Source organism: Pseudomonas cremoricolorata, from assembly GCF_000759535.1.
In the GTDB taxonomy this organism is placed as follows: domain Bacteria; phylum Pseudomonadota; class Gammaproteobacteria; order Pseudomonadales; family Pseudomonadaceae; genus Aquipseudomonas; species Aquipseudomonas cremoricolorata_A.
In genome coordinates, this window is the sequence record NZ_CP009455.1 from 809,405 (window position 1) to 825,921 (window position 16,517).

14 protein-coding genes are annotated in these 16,517 nt (G+C 64.2%); 6 read left to right on the forward strand and 8 right to left on the reverse strand.

Annotated features, from left to right (window positions below):
• Nucleotides 1-166: 166 nt before the first annotated feature.
• From LK03_RS21725 to yccS, 5 genes are all read left to right on the forward strand, one after another.
• Nucleotides 167-1,090 carry an RHS repeat-associated core domain-containing protein gene (locus LK03_RS21725; RefSeq protein ID WP_081951546.1) on the forward strand — a complete coding sequence of 308 codons (924 nt, stop codon included), beginning with the start codon at nt 167-169 and terminating at the stop codon, nt 1,088-1,090.
• A 476-nt stretch (nt 1,091-1,566) separates the two neighbouring features.
• Nucleotides 1,567-2,994 carry a multidrug transporter subunit MdtD gene (gene mdtD, locus LK03_RS03415; RefSeq protein ID WP_038411073.1) on the forward strand — a complete coding sequence of 476 codons (1,428 nt, stop codon included), beginning with the start codon at nt 1,567-1,569 and terminating at the stop codon, nt 2,992-2,994.
• A 112-nt stretch (nt 2,995-3,106) separates the two neighbouring features.
• On the forward strand, nt 3,107-4,444 hold the full coding sequence (gene dbpA, locus LK03_RS03420; RefSeq protein ID WP_240478660.1) for an ATP-dependent RNA helicase DbpA: 1,338 nt from the start codon (nt 3,107-3,109) through the stop codon (nt 4,442-4,444).
• A 33-nt stretch (nt 4,445-4,477) separates the two neighbouring features.
• On the forward strand, nt 4,478-5,659 hold the full coding sequence (locus LK03_RS03425; protein ID WP_038411075.1) for an NAD(P)/FAD-dependent oxidoreductase: 1,182 nt from the start codon (nt 4,478-4,480) through the stop codon (nt 5,657-5,659).
• 94 nt (nt 5,660-5,753) lie between these two features.
• Entirely contained in the window at nt 5,754-7,952 is a 2,199-nt protein-coding gene (gene yccS, locus LK03_RS03430; RefSeq protein WP_038411076.1) for a YccS family putative transporter, read from the forward strand.
• Here yccS and LK03_RS03435 read toward each other — a convergent pair.
• From LK03_RS03435 to tkt, 8 genes are all read right to left on the reverse strand, one after another.
• A complete protein-coding gene (locus tag LK03_RS03435) occupies nt 7,937-8,239 on the reverse strand; it encodes a winged helix-turn-helix domain-containing protein (protein WP_038411077.1) in 303 nt (100 codons plus the stop codon). The genes yccS and LK03_RS03435 overlap by 16 nt on opposite strands.
• A 13-nt stretch (nt 8,240-8,252) precedes the next feature.
• The gene (locus LK03_RS03440; protein ID WP_028694965.1) at nt 8,253-8,753 is read right to left on the reverse strand and encodes a M48 metallopeptidase family protein; all 501 of its coding nucleotides are present in this window, start codon (nt 8,751-8,753) and stop codon (nt 8,253-8,255) included.
• Nucleotides 8,754-8,927: 174 nt separating this feature from the next.
• Complete coding sequence (gene fba, locus LK03_RS03445) at nt 8,928-9,992, reverse strand: class II fructose-bisphosphate aldolase (protein WP_038411078.1); 1,065 nt, start codon at nt 9,990-9,992, stop codon at nt 8,928-8,930.
• Nucleotides 9,993-10,097: 105 nt separating this feature from the next.
• Nucleotides 10,098-10,421 (reverse strand): MliC family protein, encoded by a 324-nt coding sequence (locus tag LK03_RS03450; RefSeq protein WP_038414593.1) that lies wholly within the window; start codon nt 10,419-10,421, stop codon nt 10,098-10,100.
• A gap of 50 nt (nt 10,422-10,471) precedes the next feature.
• Nucleotides 10,472-10,690 carry a hypothetical protein gene (locus LK03_RS03455; protein ID WP_038411079.1) on the reverse strand — a complete coding sequence of 73 codons (219 nt, stop codon included), beginning with the start codon at nt 10,688-10,690 and terminating at the stop codon, nt 10,472-10,474.
• A 32-nt stretch (nt 10,691-10,722) separates the two neighbouring features.
• Nucleotides 10,723-11,886, reverse strand: a complete 1,164-nt coding sequence (locus LK03_RS03460) for a phosphoglycerate kinase (protein ID WP_038411080.1) — start codon at nt 11,884-11,886, stop codon at nt 10,723-10,725.
• Entirely contained in the window at nt 11,886-12,959 is a 1,074-nt protein-coding gene (gene epd, locus LK03_RS03465; RefSeq protein ID WP_038411081.1) for an erythrose-4-phosphate dehydrogenase, read from the reverse strand. Before epd ends, LK03_RS03460 begins: the two co-directional genes overlap by 1 nt.
• Nucleotides 12,960-13,233: 274 nt before the next feature.
• A complete protein-coding gene (gene tkt, locus LK03_RS03470) occupies nt 13,234-15,231 on the reverse strand; it encodes a transketolase (protein ID WP_038411082.1) in 1,998 nt (665 codons plus the stop codon).
• Between the two features lie 276 nt (nt 15,232-15,507).
• On the opposite strand from tkt, the gene LK03_RS03475 reads away from it, so the two are divergent.
• Nucleotides 15,508-16,509: an ArsR/SmtB family transcription factor gene (locus tag LK03_RS03475; RefSeq protein ID WP_038411083.1), complete on the forward strand. Its 1,002-nt coding sequence runs from the start codon at nt 15,508-15,510 to the stop codon at nt 16,507-16,509.
• Nucleotides 16,510-16,517 lie beyond the last annotated feature (8 nt).

Here is a 16,517-nt window from a genome sequence, read left to right on the forward strand (position 1 = left end):
GGGCGCCTGGGCGCTCCCTTTGCGCAACAGGCTGACGGCTAGTCAGCGTCCTCTTTCAGCAATTGCACAAGATGCTCTGTCGAGGGGACAGGACTGACATTTTTGTCAGTTTCCCGCTCATTCAGCGCCCTCTACAGTGAGCTCAGACCCTGAGAGGCGCAGATCCATGAGCAGCGAAAAGCACCTGCACGGCCGTTCGACACAACGCACAGAGGCTTCCGACGGTAGCACAGCTCTGCCATCGGGTCGGGCAGACGCCCAACTGCTCTCGCGGCCCGGCGCATTTCTGCGCTCATGCGGCTACTCGCCATTCGGCCAGCGAGGCCGCCCCGCACTGTTGCCCGGTGCGATGGCGTTCAACGGTGAGTATCTGCACTCCCCGATCGATGGCTACCTACTCGGAAATGGCCATCGACTGTACAGCCCTTGCCTGATGCGTTTCACCGCACCTGACACCTATAGCCCATTTCAGCGAGGGGGCTTGAATGCCTACGCCTACTGCAGCAATGACCCCGTCAACGGGCGAGATGCCAACGGCAGATGGACCATTTGGCGTTCAACCGTGGCAAGGATAGTGGCTGCCGGCCGCACCCTCCAGCAAGCCATGAGTCCTGCGCCAGCCAGGCCTCTCCCCAACAACCAGGCCCCGCATCTGCCCCGCGAGATGAGGGTGGCGAACAAGCGCCTCAGCAGCATCATCGCCGAGCACCGCGTCATCAAGAATGCGCGCGACCTGATGCAACTCGACCCCCGCAAGGTCCACAAGTTCACTCTTACCCAAGACCCGACGTCTACCCAAGACCCGACGTCTACCCAAGACCGGACGCTCTCCGTGATCAGCACGCGATCGGATTACGAACAGCCTTCCCATGGCACGGTTGCTGAAAAGGGTGGTCCGAATCCTGGCGCCAGCAATCGCGTCATGTGTGCGGGTTATATTTTCAAGACAGACGACGGCTACGTTATCAATAATTTCTCCGGCCATTTCCAGCCGCCCCCTGATCGCCTGTTGCTTGCAGAGGATTTCCTCACCTCGCTGGGCGTGACCGTCCAATCCATACGCGCCGACCAGCAATTCGACTTTTGGTAATCCGATCGCTGACACCATCCTGAACCCGGGGTGGGAGAGCCTGTGCAGCCGGGCGATCCCCTTGAGGCCGGTGCTGCATGCTTCCATGCTGAGGTATCGACTGGTCACCAAGCCGGCCCTTGTCAGAACAGCGGGGCAATCTGCGCAACGGCGCAGAACGAGCGCCTCAAAAGACTCCCAGGCCTTGCCTTGGCATGACGTAAAAGCGTCAAGGATGGCAGACGGGAAATCGACTTCGCACGATCAAAGGCGACCACCAGGCGCGTCTTCCCCTCCGTCAGCACGGCACTACCCCTGCAAGAGAACATGCTCAGGCTTGCAACGCATCACTCTCCTCTTCCCGCACATTTCTGATCTCCTGCTCAACTTATGCGAGTCATTTGCCCTCATGGCAGATCTGAACTTACTCACTCGCGCCTTGCAGGCAGCCTATGCAAAGCTGCACGCTACCGCGCCACCCAACCTCCGAGGACGCCATGCCCGAACGCGCACCGCTGGACCCGACCACCGCCCGCTGGCTGCCCTGGGTGGTGGCCATCGCGTTCTTCATGCAGTCGCTGGACGGCACCATCCTCAATACCGCACTGCCGTCGATGGCCCGCTCACTGGATGAAAACCCGCTGCGCATGCAGGGGGTGATCATCGCCTACATGCTGACCGTGGCACTGCTGATTCCGGCCTCGGGGTGGATCGCCGACCGTTTCGGGACCAAGCGCATATTCTTCAGCGCAATTTTGCTGTTCAGCTTCGGCTCTTTGCTGTGCGCGGTGTCCTACAGCCTGCCCATGCTGGTGGCAGCGCGCGTCGTTCAGGGGCTGGGCGGCGCGTTGATGCTGCCGGTGGGTCGCCTGGTGGTGCTGCGCGCCTATCCGCGCTCGGAGTTGGTGCGGATCATGAGCTTCATCACCATTCCCGGCCTGCTCGGGCCGCTGCTCGGCCCCACCGTAGGCGGCTGGCTGGTGGAAATTCTCAGCTGGCACTGGATCTTCCTGCTCAACCTGCCGGTCGGCGCGCTGGGTTGCTATGCGGTGTGGCGCTTCATTCCCGACCTGCGCGGGGCCGAGCGCACCACGTTTGATGGGCCAGGCTTTCTGTTGTTCGGCGCGGCGATGGTGCTGATCACCATCGCCATGGAAGGCCTCGGCGAACTGCACCTGCCGCACCTGCGGGTGATGCTTCTGTTGTTCGCTGGCATGGCATGCCTGGCCGCCTACTGGCTGCGCGCCGGACGCGACCCCGAACCGCTGTTTTCACCCAGCCTGTTCCGCGTGCGCACCTTCGCCATCGGCATCCTTGGCAACCTGTTCGCCCGCCTGGGCAGCGGCGCCCTGCCCTTTCTGGTGCCACTGCTGTTGCAAGTGGCGCTGGGCTATTCACCCTCCCAGGCGGGCATGAGCATGATCCCCCTGGCGGCAGCGGCGATGGTGGCCAAGTCAGTAGCGCGTCCGCTGATCGAGCGGCTCGGCTATCGCATCATCCTCACCGGCAACACCCTGGTGCTCGGCCTGTTGCTGGCAAGCCTTGGCTTGGTCGACGAGCAAACCCCCTATGCCCTGCTGCTGGTGCAGCTGTCGCTGCTCGGCGCGGTCAACTCGTTGCAGTTCACGGCGATGAACACCGTCACCCTGATCGACCTCGATGATGCCAGTGCCAGCAGCGGCAACAGCCTGTTGTCGGTGGTCGCGCAGCTGTCGTTGAGCCTGGGCGTGGCTTGCGCCGGCGCTCTGCTTGGCGGTTTCACCACTGCTGGCAACGGCGATGGCGTGGAGAGCACCCTGGGCGCGTTCCAGCTGACCTTCTTCACCATTGGCCTGATGGCCATGCTGGCAGCGGCGATCTTCCTGCAACTGGCGCCGACGGACGGAAGGCGTGCCCGTCGTCCGGAACGGGACATCGAGTCGTAGGGCCAAGGGCCACGAGGCTGGTAGACTGTGCGGCATTTTTCGCTTCGCAGCACAGGCCCGTCTCGTGACCACCCAATCCTCCGCTTTCGCCACCTTGCCGTTGTCCGCCGCCATGCTGGCGAACCTCGACGCTCTGGGTTATTCCGCCATGACCCCGATCCAGGCGCAAAGCCTGCCGGTGATCCTGCGCGGCCTCGACCTCATCGCCCAGGCCAAGACCGGCAGTGGCAAGACCGCCGCCTTCGGCATCGGCCTGCTCAACCCGCTGAACCCGCGTTACTTCGGCTGCCAGGCGCTGGTGCTGTGCCCGACCCGCGAGCTGGCCGACCAGGTCGCCAAGGAGCTGCGCCGGCTGGCCCGCGCCGAGGACAACATCAAGATCCTCACCCTCTGCGGCGGCGTCTCGCTCGGTCCGCAGATCGCTTCGCTGGAGCACGGCGCGCACATCATCGTCGGCACTCCCGGGCGCATTCAGCAGCACCTCGACAAAGGTACCCTGGTGCTCGACGGCCTCAACACCCTGGTGCTCGATGAGGCCGACCGCATGCTCGACATGGGCTTTTTCGATGCCATCGCCAGCATCATCGGCAAGACCCCGGCGCGCCGCCAGACCCTGCTGTTCTCGGCCACCTACCCGGCCGGCATCGAGCAGTTGGCCGCCAAGTTCATGCGCAAACCCGAGCAGGTGGTGGTCGAAAGCCAGCACAGCGACACCCAGATCGAGCAGCGTTTCATCGAGATCGACCCGCAGCAACGCCTCGAAGCACTGACCCGAGTGCTGGGCCACTACCGCCCGCAATCCTGTGTGGCGTTCTGCTTCACCAAGCAGCAGTGCGAAGACGTGGTCGCCCACCTGACTGCCAAGGGCATCGTCGCCCAGGCCCTGCATGGTGACCTCGAGCAACGCGACCGTGATCAGGTGTTGGCGATGTTCGCCAACCGCAGCAGCTCGGTGCTGGTCGCCACCGATGTCGCCGCACGCGGTCTGGACATCGATGGCCTGGACATGGTCGTCAACGTCGAACTGGCGCGCGATGCCGAGATTCACGTGCACCGCGTGGGGCGTACCGGGCGTGCCGGGGAAAAAGGCCTCGCCGTGAGCCTGGTGGCACCAGCCGAAGGCCACCGTGCTCAGGCCATCGAAGTGTTGCAGGGCCGGCCACTGCGCTGGGAGCAACTGGACAGCCTCAAGAGCAAGGGTAGCGAACCGTTGCTGCCGGTGATGAGCACGCTGTGCATCGCCGCCGGGCGCAAGGACAAACTGCGCCCCGGTGACATTCTTGGTGCCTTGACCGGCGACGCCGGCATTCCCGGCAAGCAGGTCGGCAAGATCGCCATCTTCGATTTCCAGGCCCTGGTGGCCGTGGAACGAGGCGTGGCCAGGCAAGCCTTGCAGCGGCTCAACAGCGGCAAGATCAAGGGCCGGGCGTTGAAGGTACGGATTCTCTGATCGTTCGCCAGCCCACAGTTCAAGGTTCCCAACGTGCTTACCTCTGACGTCATCGTTCTCGGCGCCGGCGCTGCCGGCCTCATGTGCGCCCAGCTCGCCGCCCGCCGTGGGCGCAGCGTGCGGGTGCTCGACCACGCCAACAAACCCGGCAAGAAGATCCTCATGTCGGGTGGCGGGCGCTGCAACTTCACCAACCTGTATACCGAGCCGGGCAATTTCCTCTCGCACAACCCGCATTTCTGCAAATCGGCCCTGGCCCGCTACACCCAGTGGGATTTCATCGCCCTGGTCAGCAAACATGGCGTGCCGTACCACGAGAAAAAGCTCGGCCAGCTGTTCTGCGACCACAAGTCCAGCGACATTCTCGAGCTGCTGCTCGCCGAGTGCGCCGAGGCCGGCGCCGAAGTGCGCATGCTCACCGACATCCTGCAGATCGACGCGCTCGAGGGTGGCTACCGGTTGCAGACCAGCGCTGGCCCCATGGCTTGCCAGTCGCTGGTGATCGCCACCGGCGGGCTATCGATCCCCACCCTAGGCGCCACGGGCTTCGGTTATCAGGTGGCGCGCCAGTTCGGTCATCAGCTGCTGCCGACCCGCGCCGGCCTGGTGCCGTTCACCATCACCGAGCCCCAACTCAAGGCACTGTGCAGCGAGCTGTCGGGCACCTCGCTGGACTGCACGGCGAGCTGCAACGGCATGCTGTTCCGCGAGAATTTGCTGTTCACCCACCGCGGCCTGAGCGGCCCGGCGATTCTGCAGGTGTCGTCGTTCTGGGAGCCGGGTGATGTGGTCGAGATCAACCTGCTGCCCGACCGCGATGCCCTCGACTGGCTGCAACAGCAGCAACGCGAGCGTGCCAACACCGAACTGAAAACCGTACTGGGCGAGGTGTTCACCCGCAAGCTGGCCACGCTGCTGGCCGAGCAGTGGTTCGAGTCACGCCCGCTGAAACAGTACACCCCAGCGGAACTGGCGCAGATCGCCGAGCGTCTGAGCGCCTGGCAAGTGGTTCCGGCCGGCACCGAAGGCTACCGCACTGCCGAGGTCACCCTGGGCGGGGTGGACACCCGCGAAGTATCGTCCAAGACCATGGAATCGCTGAAAAGCCCGGGACTGTACTTCATTGGCGAAGTGTTGGATGTCAGCGGCCATCTGGGCGGTTTCAATTTCCAGTGGGCGTGGGCCTCGGCCAATGCCGCCGCTCAGTTCGTGTAAGCCAGTGCGGTAGCGGAGTTGGTGTAGAGTAGTGCCCGCAGCACGGAACGCTTCTTGCTGAACGCAACGTTTTCGATCTCAGCCCAGGGCCATCATGTCATCGAGCTCATTTCGCCATTCTCTGCGTCGCCTTTGGGGCCAGGACAAGTTCAGCTACAGCATCAGGGTCACGGTCGCGCTGACCGGCAGCATGGCCTGGTGCTGGTATCAGGACGAAATGAGCCTGCTGATTCCGCTGTTTCTCGGCATCATCGCCAGCGCCCTGGCAGAAACCGACGATGGCTGGCGCGGACGCCTCAGCGCCCTGCTGGTGACCCTGGGCTGCTTCGCCATCGCCGCCTTGTCGGTGGAGTTGCTGTTCCCCTACCCCTGGCTGTTCGCCATTTCCCTGGCCGTGGCCACCTTTGCCCTGACCATGCTCGGGGCGCTGGGCGAACGCTATGGCGCGATCGCCTCGGCCACGCTGATCCTGTCGGTGTACACCATGATCGCGGTGGATCAGCGCGGCGGTCAGCTCAGTGATTTCTGGCACGAACCGCTGCTGCTGGTGACCGGTGCCGCCTGGTATGGCCTGCTCTCGGTGCTCTGGCAATTGCTATTCGCCAACCAGCCGGTGCAGCAGAGCCTGGCCAAGCTGTTCTTCGAACTGGGTCGTTACCTCAAGCTCAAGGCCGCGCTGTTCGAACCGGTGCGCAACCTCGACCTGGAAGCCCGTCGGGTCGAACTGGCGCACCAGAATGGCAAGGTGGTGGCCGCGCTGAACGCTGCCAAGGAAATCATTCTGCACCGGGTCGGCAATGCCCAGCCCAACTCCAAGGTCAGCCGCTACCTCAAGCTGTACTTCCTCGCCCAAGACATCCACGAGCGCGTCAGCGCCTCGCACTACCCCTACAACGCCCTGGCCGAGACCTTCTTCCACAGCGACGTGATGTTCCGCTGCCAGCGCCTGCTGCGCCAGCAAGGCTCGGCCTGCCAGCGCCTGTCCCACTCGATACGCCTGCGCCAGCCGTTCGACTACGACACCCAGTTCGCCGAAGCCCTGGAAGACCTGCATGCTTCGCTGGACTTTCTGCGCGGGCAGAACAACCCGGCCTGGCGCGGCCTGCTGCGCTCGCTGCGCGCATTGGCCGCCAACCTGGCGACCCTCGACCGCCTGCTGGCAGCCGCGAGCAACCCCGACAGCCTTGCCGATGCCAGCGACAGCAGCCTGCTGGACCGCTCGCCGCGCACCTTGCAGGACGTCGGCAAGCGCCTGCGCACGCAGCTGACCCCAACCTCGCTGCTGTTCCGCCACGCCTTGCGCCTGTCCCTGGCGCTGCTGGTGGGCTACGGCATGGTGCACCTGATTCACCCAAGCCAGGGCTACTGGATCATCCTCACCACGCTGTTCGTCTGCCAGCCCAACTACGGGGCCACCCGGCGCAAGCTGGTGCAGCGTATTTTCGGCACTGCGGTCGGCCTGACCGTGGGCTGGGCGCTGTTCGATCTGTTCCCAAGCCCGCTGGTGCAATCGATGTTCGCCGTGGTCGCCGGCGTGGTGTTCTTCGTCAACCGCACCAGCCACTACACCTCGGCCACGGCGGCGATCACCTTGATGGTGCTGTTCTGCTTCAACCAGATCGGCGATGGCTACGGCCTGTTCCTGCCGCGCCTGTTCGATACCCTGGTCGGCAGCCTGATCGCGATCCTCGCAGTGTTCCTGTTCCTGCCCGACTGGCAGGGCCGGCGCCTGAACAAGGTGCTGGCCAACACCCTCACCTGCGCCAGCCTGTACCTGCGCCAGATCATGCAGCAGTACGCCGAAGGCAAGCGCGACGACCTGGCCTACCGCCTGGCCCGGCGCAACGCCCACAACGCCGACGCCGCGCTGTCGACCACCTTGGCCAACATGCTTATGGAGCCTGGGCATTTCCGCAAAGAAGCGGATGTCGGCTTTCGCTTCCTGGTGCTCTCGCACACCTTGCTTGGCTATTTGTCAGGCTTGGGCGCGCATCGCGAAACGGCACTGCCGCCCGAGGTGCATGAGCAACTGCTCGACGGCGCCGGACAGTCGCTGGCCGACAGTCTCGACGAAATCGCCAATGGCCTGGCGACGCGCACCTCGGTGGCCATTCACAGCGACAGCGAAGATGCCCTGGCGGCGACGCTGGAGCAGATGCCAGAAGAACTCGACGAGCACCAACGCCTGGTGCAAACCCAACTGGCGCTGATCTGCCGTCAGCTCGGCCCGCTGCGCACGTTGGCCGGGCACCTGCTCAAGCCGGCGTCCAGCGCCGCTCAGGTCGAGGGGTAGCCGAGCACCTCGCGCAGGGCCGGCAGGTGCTCGACGATCCATTGCCGGTCGATCGCGCCCCAGTCACGGATGCAGTACTGCCCGGCGTGGTTGCGCGCACCGGCCTGCTGCTCGAACTCACAGACGATGTCCAGGTCAGCCAAGGCGGCGATGGTGTCCTGCGCGGTGCGCCGTGGCATGCCGGTGGCGGTCATCAGCGCTGGCACACTGGCGGCGGTGCCGCTGTCGATCAGCCAGGCGACGTACAGACGGCGATAGAAACTGCTCTTGGTCTTGCTGACCTGCATGGGGTGTTTTTCCTTACACAGTGCCCGGCAGTTCCCGATAGGTCAGGTACACGCGCAGGTCGAATTCCAATTGATGGTAGTCCGGCTCCATGTGCTGGCAGAGCTGGTAGAACGCCTTGCTGTGGTCACGTTCCTTGAGGTGCGCCAGTTCGTGCACCACGATCATGCGCAAAAACTGCGGCGCCGCGTCCTTGAACAGCGAAGCGATGCGGATTTCCTTCTTGGCCTTGAGCTTGCCCCCTTGTACCCGCGACACGGCAGTGTTCAGGCCCAGGGCGCGGTGGGTGAGGTCCAATCGGTTGTCGAACAGCACTTTGTCGACCGCCGGCGCGTTGCGCAAGAAGGCCTGCTTGAGTTCCTGCACGTAGGCATACAGCGCCTTGTCGTTCTGCACAGCGTGCTGCTCGGCATAGCGCTTTTGCAGGTAAGCACCGAGGCGATCGCTGGCGATGAGTTGGCGTACCTGCTCTTGCAGGTGCGGGGGGTAGGCTTGCAGGTAGCGCAGTACGGTCATGGACAGGGCTTTGCAGGACGTTGCGTTCGCTGGAATGAATCGGGGCCACCGTGCGGCCCATCGCCGGTGGGCATCAACCCCCGCGATGGGCTGCACAGCAGCCCCGATGTGTCTGGCACCTGACATCGACGAAGCACCTTGCGCATCACTGCGCGCGTCGAGCCAGGGGCTGGATCAGTTGACCTTGGCCTTCAACTCACCCTTGGCGTAACGCTGGAACATCGCTTCGAGGGTGATCGGCTTGATCTTCGAAGCGTGGCCGGCAGTGCCAAAGGCTTCGTAACGGGCGATGCACACGTCACGCATGGCCTTCACGGTTTCGGCGAAGAACTTGCGTGGGTCGAACTCGCTTGGATTCTGGGCCATGTGGCGGCGCATGGCACCGGTGGAGGCCAGACGCAGGTCGGTGTCGATGTTGACCTTGCGCACGCCGTACTTGATGCCTTCGACGATCTCTTCGACCGGCACGCCGTAGGTTTCTTTGATGTCGCCGCCGTACTCGTTGATGATCTTCAGCCACTCTTGCGGCACCGAGGAGGAACCGTGCATCACCAGGTGGGTGTTGGGAATGCGCTTGTGGATTTCCTTGATGCGGTCGATGGCGAGGATGTCACCGGTTGGCGGCTTGGTGAATTTGTAGGCGCCGTGGCTGGTGCCGATGGCGATCGCCAGGGCGTCGACCTGGGTCTTGTTGACGAAGTCGGCGGCCTCTTCCGGGTCGGTGAGCATCTGGCTGTGGTCCAGGGTGCCTTCGGCGCCGATGCCATCTTCTTCACCGGCCTGGCCGGTTTCCAGGCTGCCCAGGCAGCCCAGCTCGCCTTCCACCGACACACCGCAGGCATGGGCGAATGCCACGGTCTGCTGGGTGACGCGAACGTTGTAGTCGTAGTCGGCAGGGGTCTTGCCATCTTCCCTGAGCGAGCCGTCCATCATCACCGAGCTGAAGCCCAGTTGGATCGAGCGCTGGCAGACGTCAGGGCTGGTGCCGTGGTCCTGGTGCATGCACACCGGGATGTGCGGGAATTCTTCGATGGCCGCCAGGATCAGGTGGCGCAGGAACGGCGCGCCGGCGTATTTGCGTGCACCGGCAGAGGCCTGGACGATGACCGGCGAGTCGGTCTTGTCGGCGGCTTCCATGATGGCGCGCATCTGCTCGAGGTTGTTGACGTTGAAAGCTGGAACGCCGTAACCGAACTCGGCGGCGTGGTCCAGCATCTGGCGCATGCTAATGAGTGCCATTGTGTATCTCTCTCCCGACAAGCGTCGTTATATCGTGCAAACCTGCCCTATGGGCGGTTGCTGTTCATAGTGTGTGGGCCGCGTGCAGTATGCCAGCCCGGCCATTCACGGTGCCTTGCAGCCCCGCCCAATCAGATCGTCGGTGGCGACCCAGTACACCAGGCCTTCATCACCCTTGGTGTGCATCGCCAGCACACCGTCGCTGTACAACGCGCCCGAGCCGCTGGGCTCGGCCTGCAAGTGGTAGGCGCGACTGCCCAGGCGCACGTCCATGGCGCTGCGCGAGGCATCGGTGAAGCGCCACAGCACTTCGGTCTGGCTGTCGCAGACCCAGCGGGTCCAGTTATCCGCCACCGACGGTGCGGACGGTTGCAGCAGCGAGCAGCCTGCCAGTGTCGCCACGGCCATGGCAGCCATCAGCGCTTTCATCAGCCTTTCCCCTTGCAGCTCGGCCAGGCCGGCCGGTTGCCCTGAATCGCTCAGGGACAACCGGGTGCCTGACGTTGATGTTCATCGTCGTACTTCTCCAGCCCATCAGGGCCGAGTCGCTTGTTGATTACCGGCACCGTCTCGGCCTGCCACTGCGACTGATAGCAGCCGCCCTTGGGCTTACCGGCCGGCTCAGCATCAGGCGCGGCACTGCTCGAACAACCGGCGAGCAGTCCGAGCAGGATCATCACAGGCAATCGCTTGACCATCAGGTCGCTCCCTTTGCCAGGCGCCAACCGCCTCAGCCCTTGGCCCGCTGTTCCAGAACCTCGACCGCCGGCAGCACCTTGCCTTCGACGAATTCGAGGAACGCACCACCACCGGTGGAAATGTAGGAGATATCGGCACTGACGCCATATTTATCGATCGCCGCCAGGGTGTCACCACCGCCGGCAATGGAGAAAGCCTGACTCTCGGCGATGGCCTTGGCCAGCACTTCGGTGCCCTTTCCGAACTGGTCGAACTCGAACACCCCAACCGGGCCGTTCCACAGAATGGTCTTGGACGATTTCAGCAGTTCGGCGAAGTGCGCTGCGGTCTGCGGACCGATGTCCAGGATCATGTCGTCGGCAGCCACGTCGGCGATGGCCTTGACCGTGGCTTCGGCGCTCTCGGCGAATTCCTTGGCCACCACCACATCGCTCGGCAGCGGCACGTTGACCTTGGCGGCGATGGCCTTGGCGGTCTCGACCAGGTCAGGCTCGTACAGCGATTTGCCCACCGGATGGCCGGCAGCGGCGAGGAAGGTGTTGGCGATACCGCCGCCGACGATCAGCAGGTCGCAGACGCTGCTCAGGCTGTTGAGCACGTCGAGTTTGGTCGACACCTTGGAACCGGCAACGATCGCCGCCATTGGCTTGGCCGGTGCTTTCAGGGCCTTGCCCAGCGCATCCAGCTCGGCGGCCAGCAGCGGGCCTGCGGCCGCGACCTTGGCGAACTTGGCCACGCCATGGGTCGAGCCCTCGGCGCGGTGCGCGGTGCCGAAGGCGTCCATGACGAAGACGTCGCACAGCGCCGCATACTGCTGGGCCAACTCATCGGCGTTTTTCTTCTCGCCCTTGTTGAAGCGCACGTTCTCGAACAGCACCACTTCACCTGGCTTGACCTCGACGCCACCGAGGTAGTCGGCCACCAGCGGCACGTCACGGCCCAGCGCCTTGCTCAGGTAGTCGGCAACTGGTTTGAGGCTGTTCTCGGCCGAGAACTCACCTTCGCTCGGGCGTCCCAGGTGCGAGCAGACCATCAGCGCCGCGCCTTTTTCCAGCGCCAGCTTGATGGTCGGCAGCGCGGCCTGGATACGAGCGTCGCTGGTGACCACTCCGTCCTTCACAGGCACGTTGAGGTCTTCGCGGATCAGTACGCGCTTACCGGTCAGGTCGAGGTCGGTCATCTTCAACACGGTCATCAATGCGGTCCTTCAGGGATGTTGAGTGCAGTGGGGTGGACGACGCGCAGAAAGTGATCGGCGACGTCGAGCATACGGTTGGCGAACCCCCATTCGTTGTCGAACCAGGCCAGCAGATTCACCAGGCGTGGGCCGGAGACGCGGGTCTGGCTGGCATCGACGATGGCCGAATGCGGGTCATGGTTGAAATCGCAACTGGCGTGCGGCAGCTCGGTGTAGGCCAGCAGGCCTTGCAACGGGCCGCTCAGGGCTGCATCACGCAGCACCTGGTTGACCTCGGCAGCGCTGGTATCGCGCGCGGTCTGCAAGGTGATGTCCAGGCATGACACGTTGACCGTCGGCACACGTACCGCTTTGGCCTGGATTCGCCCGGCAAGTTCCGGAAGCAACCGCTCGATACCCCGGGCAAGGCCGGTGGACACCGGAATCACCGACTGGAATGCCGAACGGGTACGGCGCAGGTCTTCGTGGTGGTAGGCATCGATCACTGGCTGGTCGTTCATCGCCGAGTGGATGGTGGTGATCGACACGTATTCGATGCCGAACGCCTGATCCAGCACCCGCAGCAGCGGCACGCCGCAGTTGGTGGTACACGAGGCGTTGGAGACCAGCCGCTCGCTGCCGGTCAGGCAATCCTGGTTGATGCCGTAGACCACCGTGGCGTCGACATCGGCCTCGCTGGCCATGGGTTGGGAAAACAGCACCCGCGGTGCGCCGGCATCGAGAAAGCGCTGGCCATCGGCGCGCGAGGTGTAGGCACCAGAGCACTCCAGCACCAGGTCGACATCCAGCGCCGCCCAGTCGATGCCTTCGGGGGTGGCGCTGCGCAGCATTTTCACGCAGTCACCATTGATATGCAGACAATCGCCATCGACCTTCACCTCGCCAGGGAAACGGCCATGGGTGGAGTCGAAGCGCGTCAGGTATTCCAGGCTGGCCTGGTCGGCCAGGTCATTCAGGGCCACGATCTCGAAGCCAGCCCTGGCACCTCGCTCGAACAGCGCGCGCAGGACACAGCGACCGATTCGGCCGTAACCGTTGAGTGCAACTTTGTAGGGGCGCTGGTGGGACATGGGAGACTCAAGGGATTGGCGTCTGGTAATACGGAGATCCATCGCGGCTAAACCGCCCCAGCAGGGGCCCACGCGGAGTCGCCAAGAAGCGGCAGCGTCTGAGTTGGGACGGCGCTGCCGCCCATCGCGGCTAAACCGGAGCGCCGTCCGACCGCTCCTACAGAGGGCGCGTTTCTTGTAGGAGCGGGTTTACCCGCGATGGGCGGCAAAGCCGCCCCAACAGCGCCCCGCACCGATTCAGCATGAAACGACAGCGCCGCCGTCCACACGGCCCTCAATCCTCCAGCAGCTCCTCAGCCACCGCCAGCACGTTGTCCAGGGTGAAGCCGAACGCCTCGAACAGTGCGCTGGCCGGGGCCGACTCACCGTAGGTGGTCATGCCGATGATGCGACCATCCAGGCCGACGTACTTGTACCAGTAGTCGGCATGCGCCGCTTCGATGGCGATGCGTGCACCGACTTCTACCGGCAGCACCGACTGCTTGTAGGCAGCGTCCTGGGCGTCGAACACGCTGGTGCATGGCATCGACACCACGCGGACCTTGCGGCCCTGGGCGCTGAGGGCGTCGAAAGCCTGCACCGCCAGGCCAACTTCCGAACCGGTGGCGATGAGGATCAGCTCCGGCTCGCCGGCGCAGTCACGCAGCACGTAGCCGCCCTGGCTGATCTGCGCGATCTGCTCGGCGCTGCGCGCCTGATGCTGCAGGTTCTGCCGCGAGAAGATCAGCGCCGACGGGCCGTCGTTGCGCAGCAGCGCCTGCTGCCAGCACACCGCCGATTCCACGGCATCGGCCGGGCGCCAGGTGTCGAGGTTGGGGGTGGTGCGCAGGCTGGTCAGTTGCTCGATCGGCTGGTGGGTCGGGCCGTCTTCGCCCAGGCCGATGGAGTCGTGGGTGTAGACGTGAATCACCCGCTGCTTCATCAGTGCCGACATGCGCACCGCGTTGCGTGCGTATTCCATGAACATCAGGAAGGTCGCGCCGTACGGCACCAGGCCGCCGTGCAGGGCCAGGCCGTTCATGATCGCGGTCATGCCGAATTCGCGCACGCCGTAGAACAGGTAGTTGCCGCTGGCATCGGTAGCCTCGACGCCCTTGCAACCTTTCCACAGGGTCAGGTTGGAGGCGGCCAGGTCAGCCGAGCCGCCGAGCAGTTCCGGCAGCAGCGGGCCGAAGGCGTTCAAGGTGTTCTGGCTGGCCTTGCGGCTGGCGATGGTCTCGCCCTTCTCGGCGACTTGCTGCACGTAGGCGGCGGCTTTTTCAGCGAAGTCGGCCGGCAACTCGCCCGAGCTGCGGCGCTTGAATTCGGCAGCCAGCTCAGGGTGGGCCTGGGCATAGGCGTCGAAGCGCTGGTTCCACTCGGCTTCGGCCTTGGCGCCGGCGTCTTTAGCGTCCCACTCGGCGTAGATCTCAGCAGGAATCTGGAAGGCTTCGTGGCTCCAGTTCAGGCCGTTGCGGGTCAACACGATCTCGTCGGCACCCAGGGCGGCGCCGTGGGATTCTTCCTTGCCCTGCTTGTTCGGCGAGCCGAAACCGATGATGGTCTTGCAGCAGATCAGGGTCGGACGGTCGCTCTTGCGCGCGGTCTCGATGGCGGTCTTGATCTCGTCGGCATCGTGGCCGTTGACGTTGCGGATCACCTGCCAGTTGTAGGCTTCGAAGCGCTTCGGGGTGTCGTCGGTGAACCAGCCGTGCACTTCGCCATCGATGGAGATGCCATTGTCGTCGTAGAAGGCGATGAGCTTGTTCAGGCCCAGGGTGCCGGCCAGCGAGGCAACTTCATGGGAAACGCCTTCCATCATGCAGCCATCGCCGAGGAACACGTAGGTGTGGTGGTCGACGATGTCGTGGCCTTCACGGTTGAACTGACCGGCCATGACTTTCTCGGCAATGGCGAAGCCGACGGCGTTGGCCAGGCCCTGACCGAGCGGGCCGGTGGTGGTCTCGACGCCTGCGGTGTAGCCGAATTCCGGGTGACCCGGGGTGCGGCTGTGCAGTTGGCGGAAGCCTTTGAGGTCGTCGATGGACAGGTCGTAACCAGTCAGGTGCAGCAGCGAGTAGATCAGCATCGAGCCATGGCCGTTGGACAGCACGAAGCGGTCACGGTCGGCGAAGTGCGGGTTGCTCGGGTTGTGCTTGAGGTAGTCACGCCACAGCACTTCGGCGATATCCGCCATGCCCATCGGGGCCCCGGGGTGGCCGCTGTTGGCCTTTTGCACGGCATCCATGCTGAGGGCGCGGATGGCATTGGCACGTTCACGACGGCTGGGCATCGAGGGTCTCCTGAAGGCTTGGAATTAGGGGTGTCACGTAAAAAGTCAGACATTTTCGCCCACGCGCGGGTATTGGGCAATCACGGATTTTGTGGAGCGGCAAGCTATCAGTCGCAAGCGACAAGCCAGACCGTGCAACCCGTTAACTTTGTCTGAGCGCACACGCCGGGCTTGCCGCTTGCCGCTAATAGCTTGCCGCTGGCGCCCCGCGCCAATATCAAAACTTTTTGATATTGCAGTTGCGAGCCACGTCCGGCGTGACTAGACTGCCGCCCCATGAACCTACCCGCGCAGCCTTTCCCCGAGCATTGCAACGATGACCTGGCCGCCCTGTGCAAGGCCAGCGGCGATGTGCTGCGCCTGAATGTGCTGCGGGTGCTGGCCAGCGATTCGTTCGGCGTGCTGGAGCTGGCGCAGATCTTCGATATCGGTCAGTCGGGCATGAGCCACCACCTCAAGGTGCTGGCCCAGGCGGGGTTGGTAGCCACGCGACGGGAAGGCAACGCGATCTTCTACCGTCGTGCCCTGCCAGATACCCTGCGCCTTGGCGGGCGCCTGCATGCCGCCCTGCTCGAAGAAGTCGACGGCCTGGCTCTGAGCGCCGATATCCAGCAACGCATTGTGCAGGTCCAGCAGCGTCGCGCCGCCACCAGCCAGGACTTTTTCCTGCGTGTGGAAGAGAAGTTCCGCGCCCAGCAAGACCTCATCGCCGGGCTGCCGCACTACCGCGAGAGCCTTCTGGCGCTGCTCGACAAGCTGAGTTTCGCGCCCCAGGCGACGGCACTCGAGGTCGGCCCCGGCGACGGCGGTTTTCTGCCCGACCTGGCCCACCGCTTCGCCCAGGTCACGGCGCTGGACAACAGCCCGACCATGCTCGAACTGGCGCGCCAGTTGTGCCAGCGTGAAGGCCTCGACAACGTCACCTTGCAGTTGGCCGATGCCCTGGACAGCAGCCAGGGCCAGGCCGACTGCGTGATCCTGAACATGGTTCTGCACCACTTCAGCGACCCTGCGCTGGCCTTGCGCCGCCTCGCTTCGCGGGTCAACGTCGGGGGCAGCCTGCTGGTCACCGAGCTGTGCAGCCACGACCAGGACTGGGCCCGCGACGCCTGCGGCGACCTGTGGCTTGGGTTCGAACAACACGATCTGGCCCGCTGGGCCAGAGCCGCCGGGCTCACCCCCGGCGAAAGCCTGTACGTAGGCCTGCGTAACGGCTTCCAGATTCAGGTCCGGCATTTCCAGCGGGCCACTGCCAACACTTTCATCGGTACTTTCTAGGAACCCTT

Excerpts from the sequence above, each read along its gene's own strand:
- LK03_RS03460 (WP_038411080.1), bottom strand. The coding sequence starts at position 11,886 with ATGACCGTGTTGAAGATGACCGACCTCGACCTGACCGGTAAGCGCGTA.
- LK03_RS03440 (WP_028694965.1), bottom strand. The coding sequence starts at position 8,753 with ATGACCGTACTGCGCTACCTGCAAGCCTACCCCCCGCACCTGCAAGAG.
- dbpA (WP_240478660.1), top strand. The coding sequence starts at position 3,107 with ATGCTGGCGAACCTCGACGCTCTGGGTTATTCCGCCATGACCCCGATC.
- tkt (WP_038411082.1), bottom strand. The coding sequence starts at position 15,231 with ATGCCCAGCCGTCGTGAACGTGCCAATGCCATCCGCGCCCTCAGCATG.
- LK03_RS21725 (WP_081951546.1), top strand. The coding sequence starts at position 167 with ATGAGCAGCGAAAAGCACCTGCACGGCCGTTCGACACAACGCACAGAG.
- LK03_RS03455 (WP_038411079.1), bottom strand. The coding sequence starts at position 10,690 with ATGGTCAAGCGATTGCCTGTGATGATCCTGCTCGGACTGCTCGCCGGT.
- mdtD (WP_038411073.1), top strand. The coding sequence starts at position 1,567 with ATGCCCGAACGCGCACCGCTGGACCCGACCACCGCCCGCTGGCTGCCC.
- LK03_RS03475 (WP_038411083.1), top strand. The coding sequence starts at position 15,508 with ATGAACCTACCCGCGCAGCCTTTCCCCGAGCATTGCAACGATGACCTG.
- LK03_RS03450 (WP_038414593.1), bottom strand. The coding sequence starts at position 10,421 with ATGAAAGCGCTGATGGCTGCCATGGCCGTGGCGACACTGGCAGGCTGC.
- fba (WP_038411078.1), bottom strand. The coding sequence starts at position 9,992 with ATGGCACTCATTAGCATGCGCCAGATGCTGGACCACGCCGCCGAGTTC.
- LK03_RS03435 (WP_038411077.1), bottom strand. The coding sequence starts at position 8,239 with ATGCAGGTCAGCAAGACCAAGAGCAGTTTCTATCGCCGTCTGTACGTC.
- epd (WP_038411081.1), bottom strand. The coding sequence starts at position 12,959 with ATGTCCCACCAGCGCCCCTACAAAGTTGCACTCAACGGTTACGGCCGA.
- yccS (WP_038411076.1), top strand. The coding sequence starts at position 5,754 with ATGTCATCGAGCTCATTTCGCCATTCTCTGCGTCGCCTTTGGGGCCAG.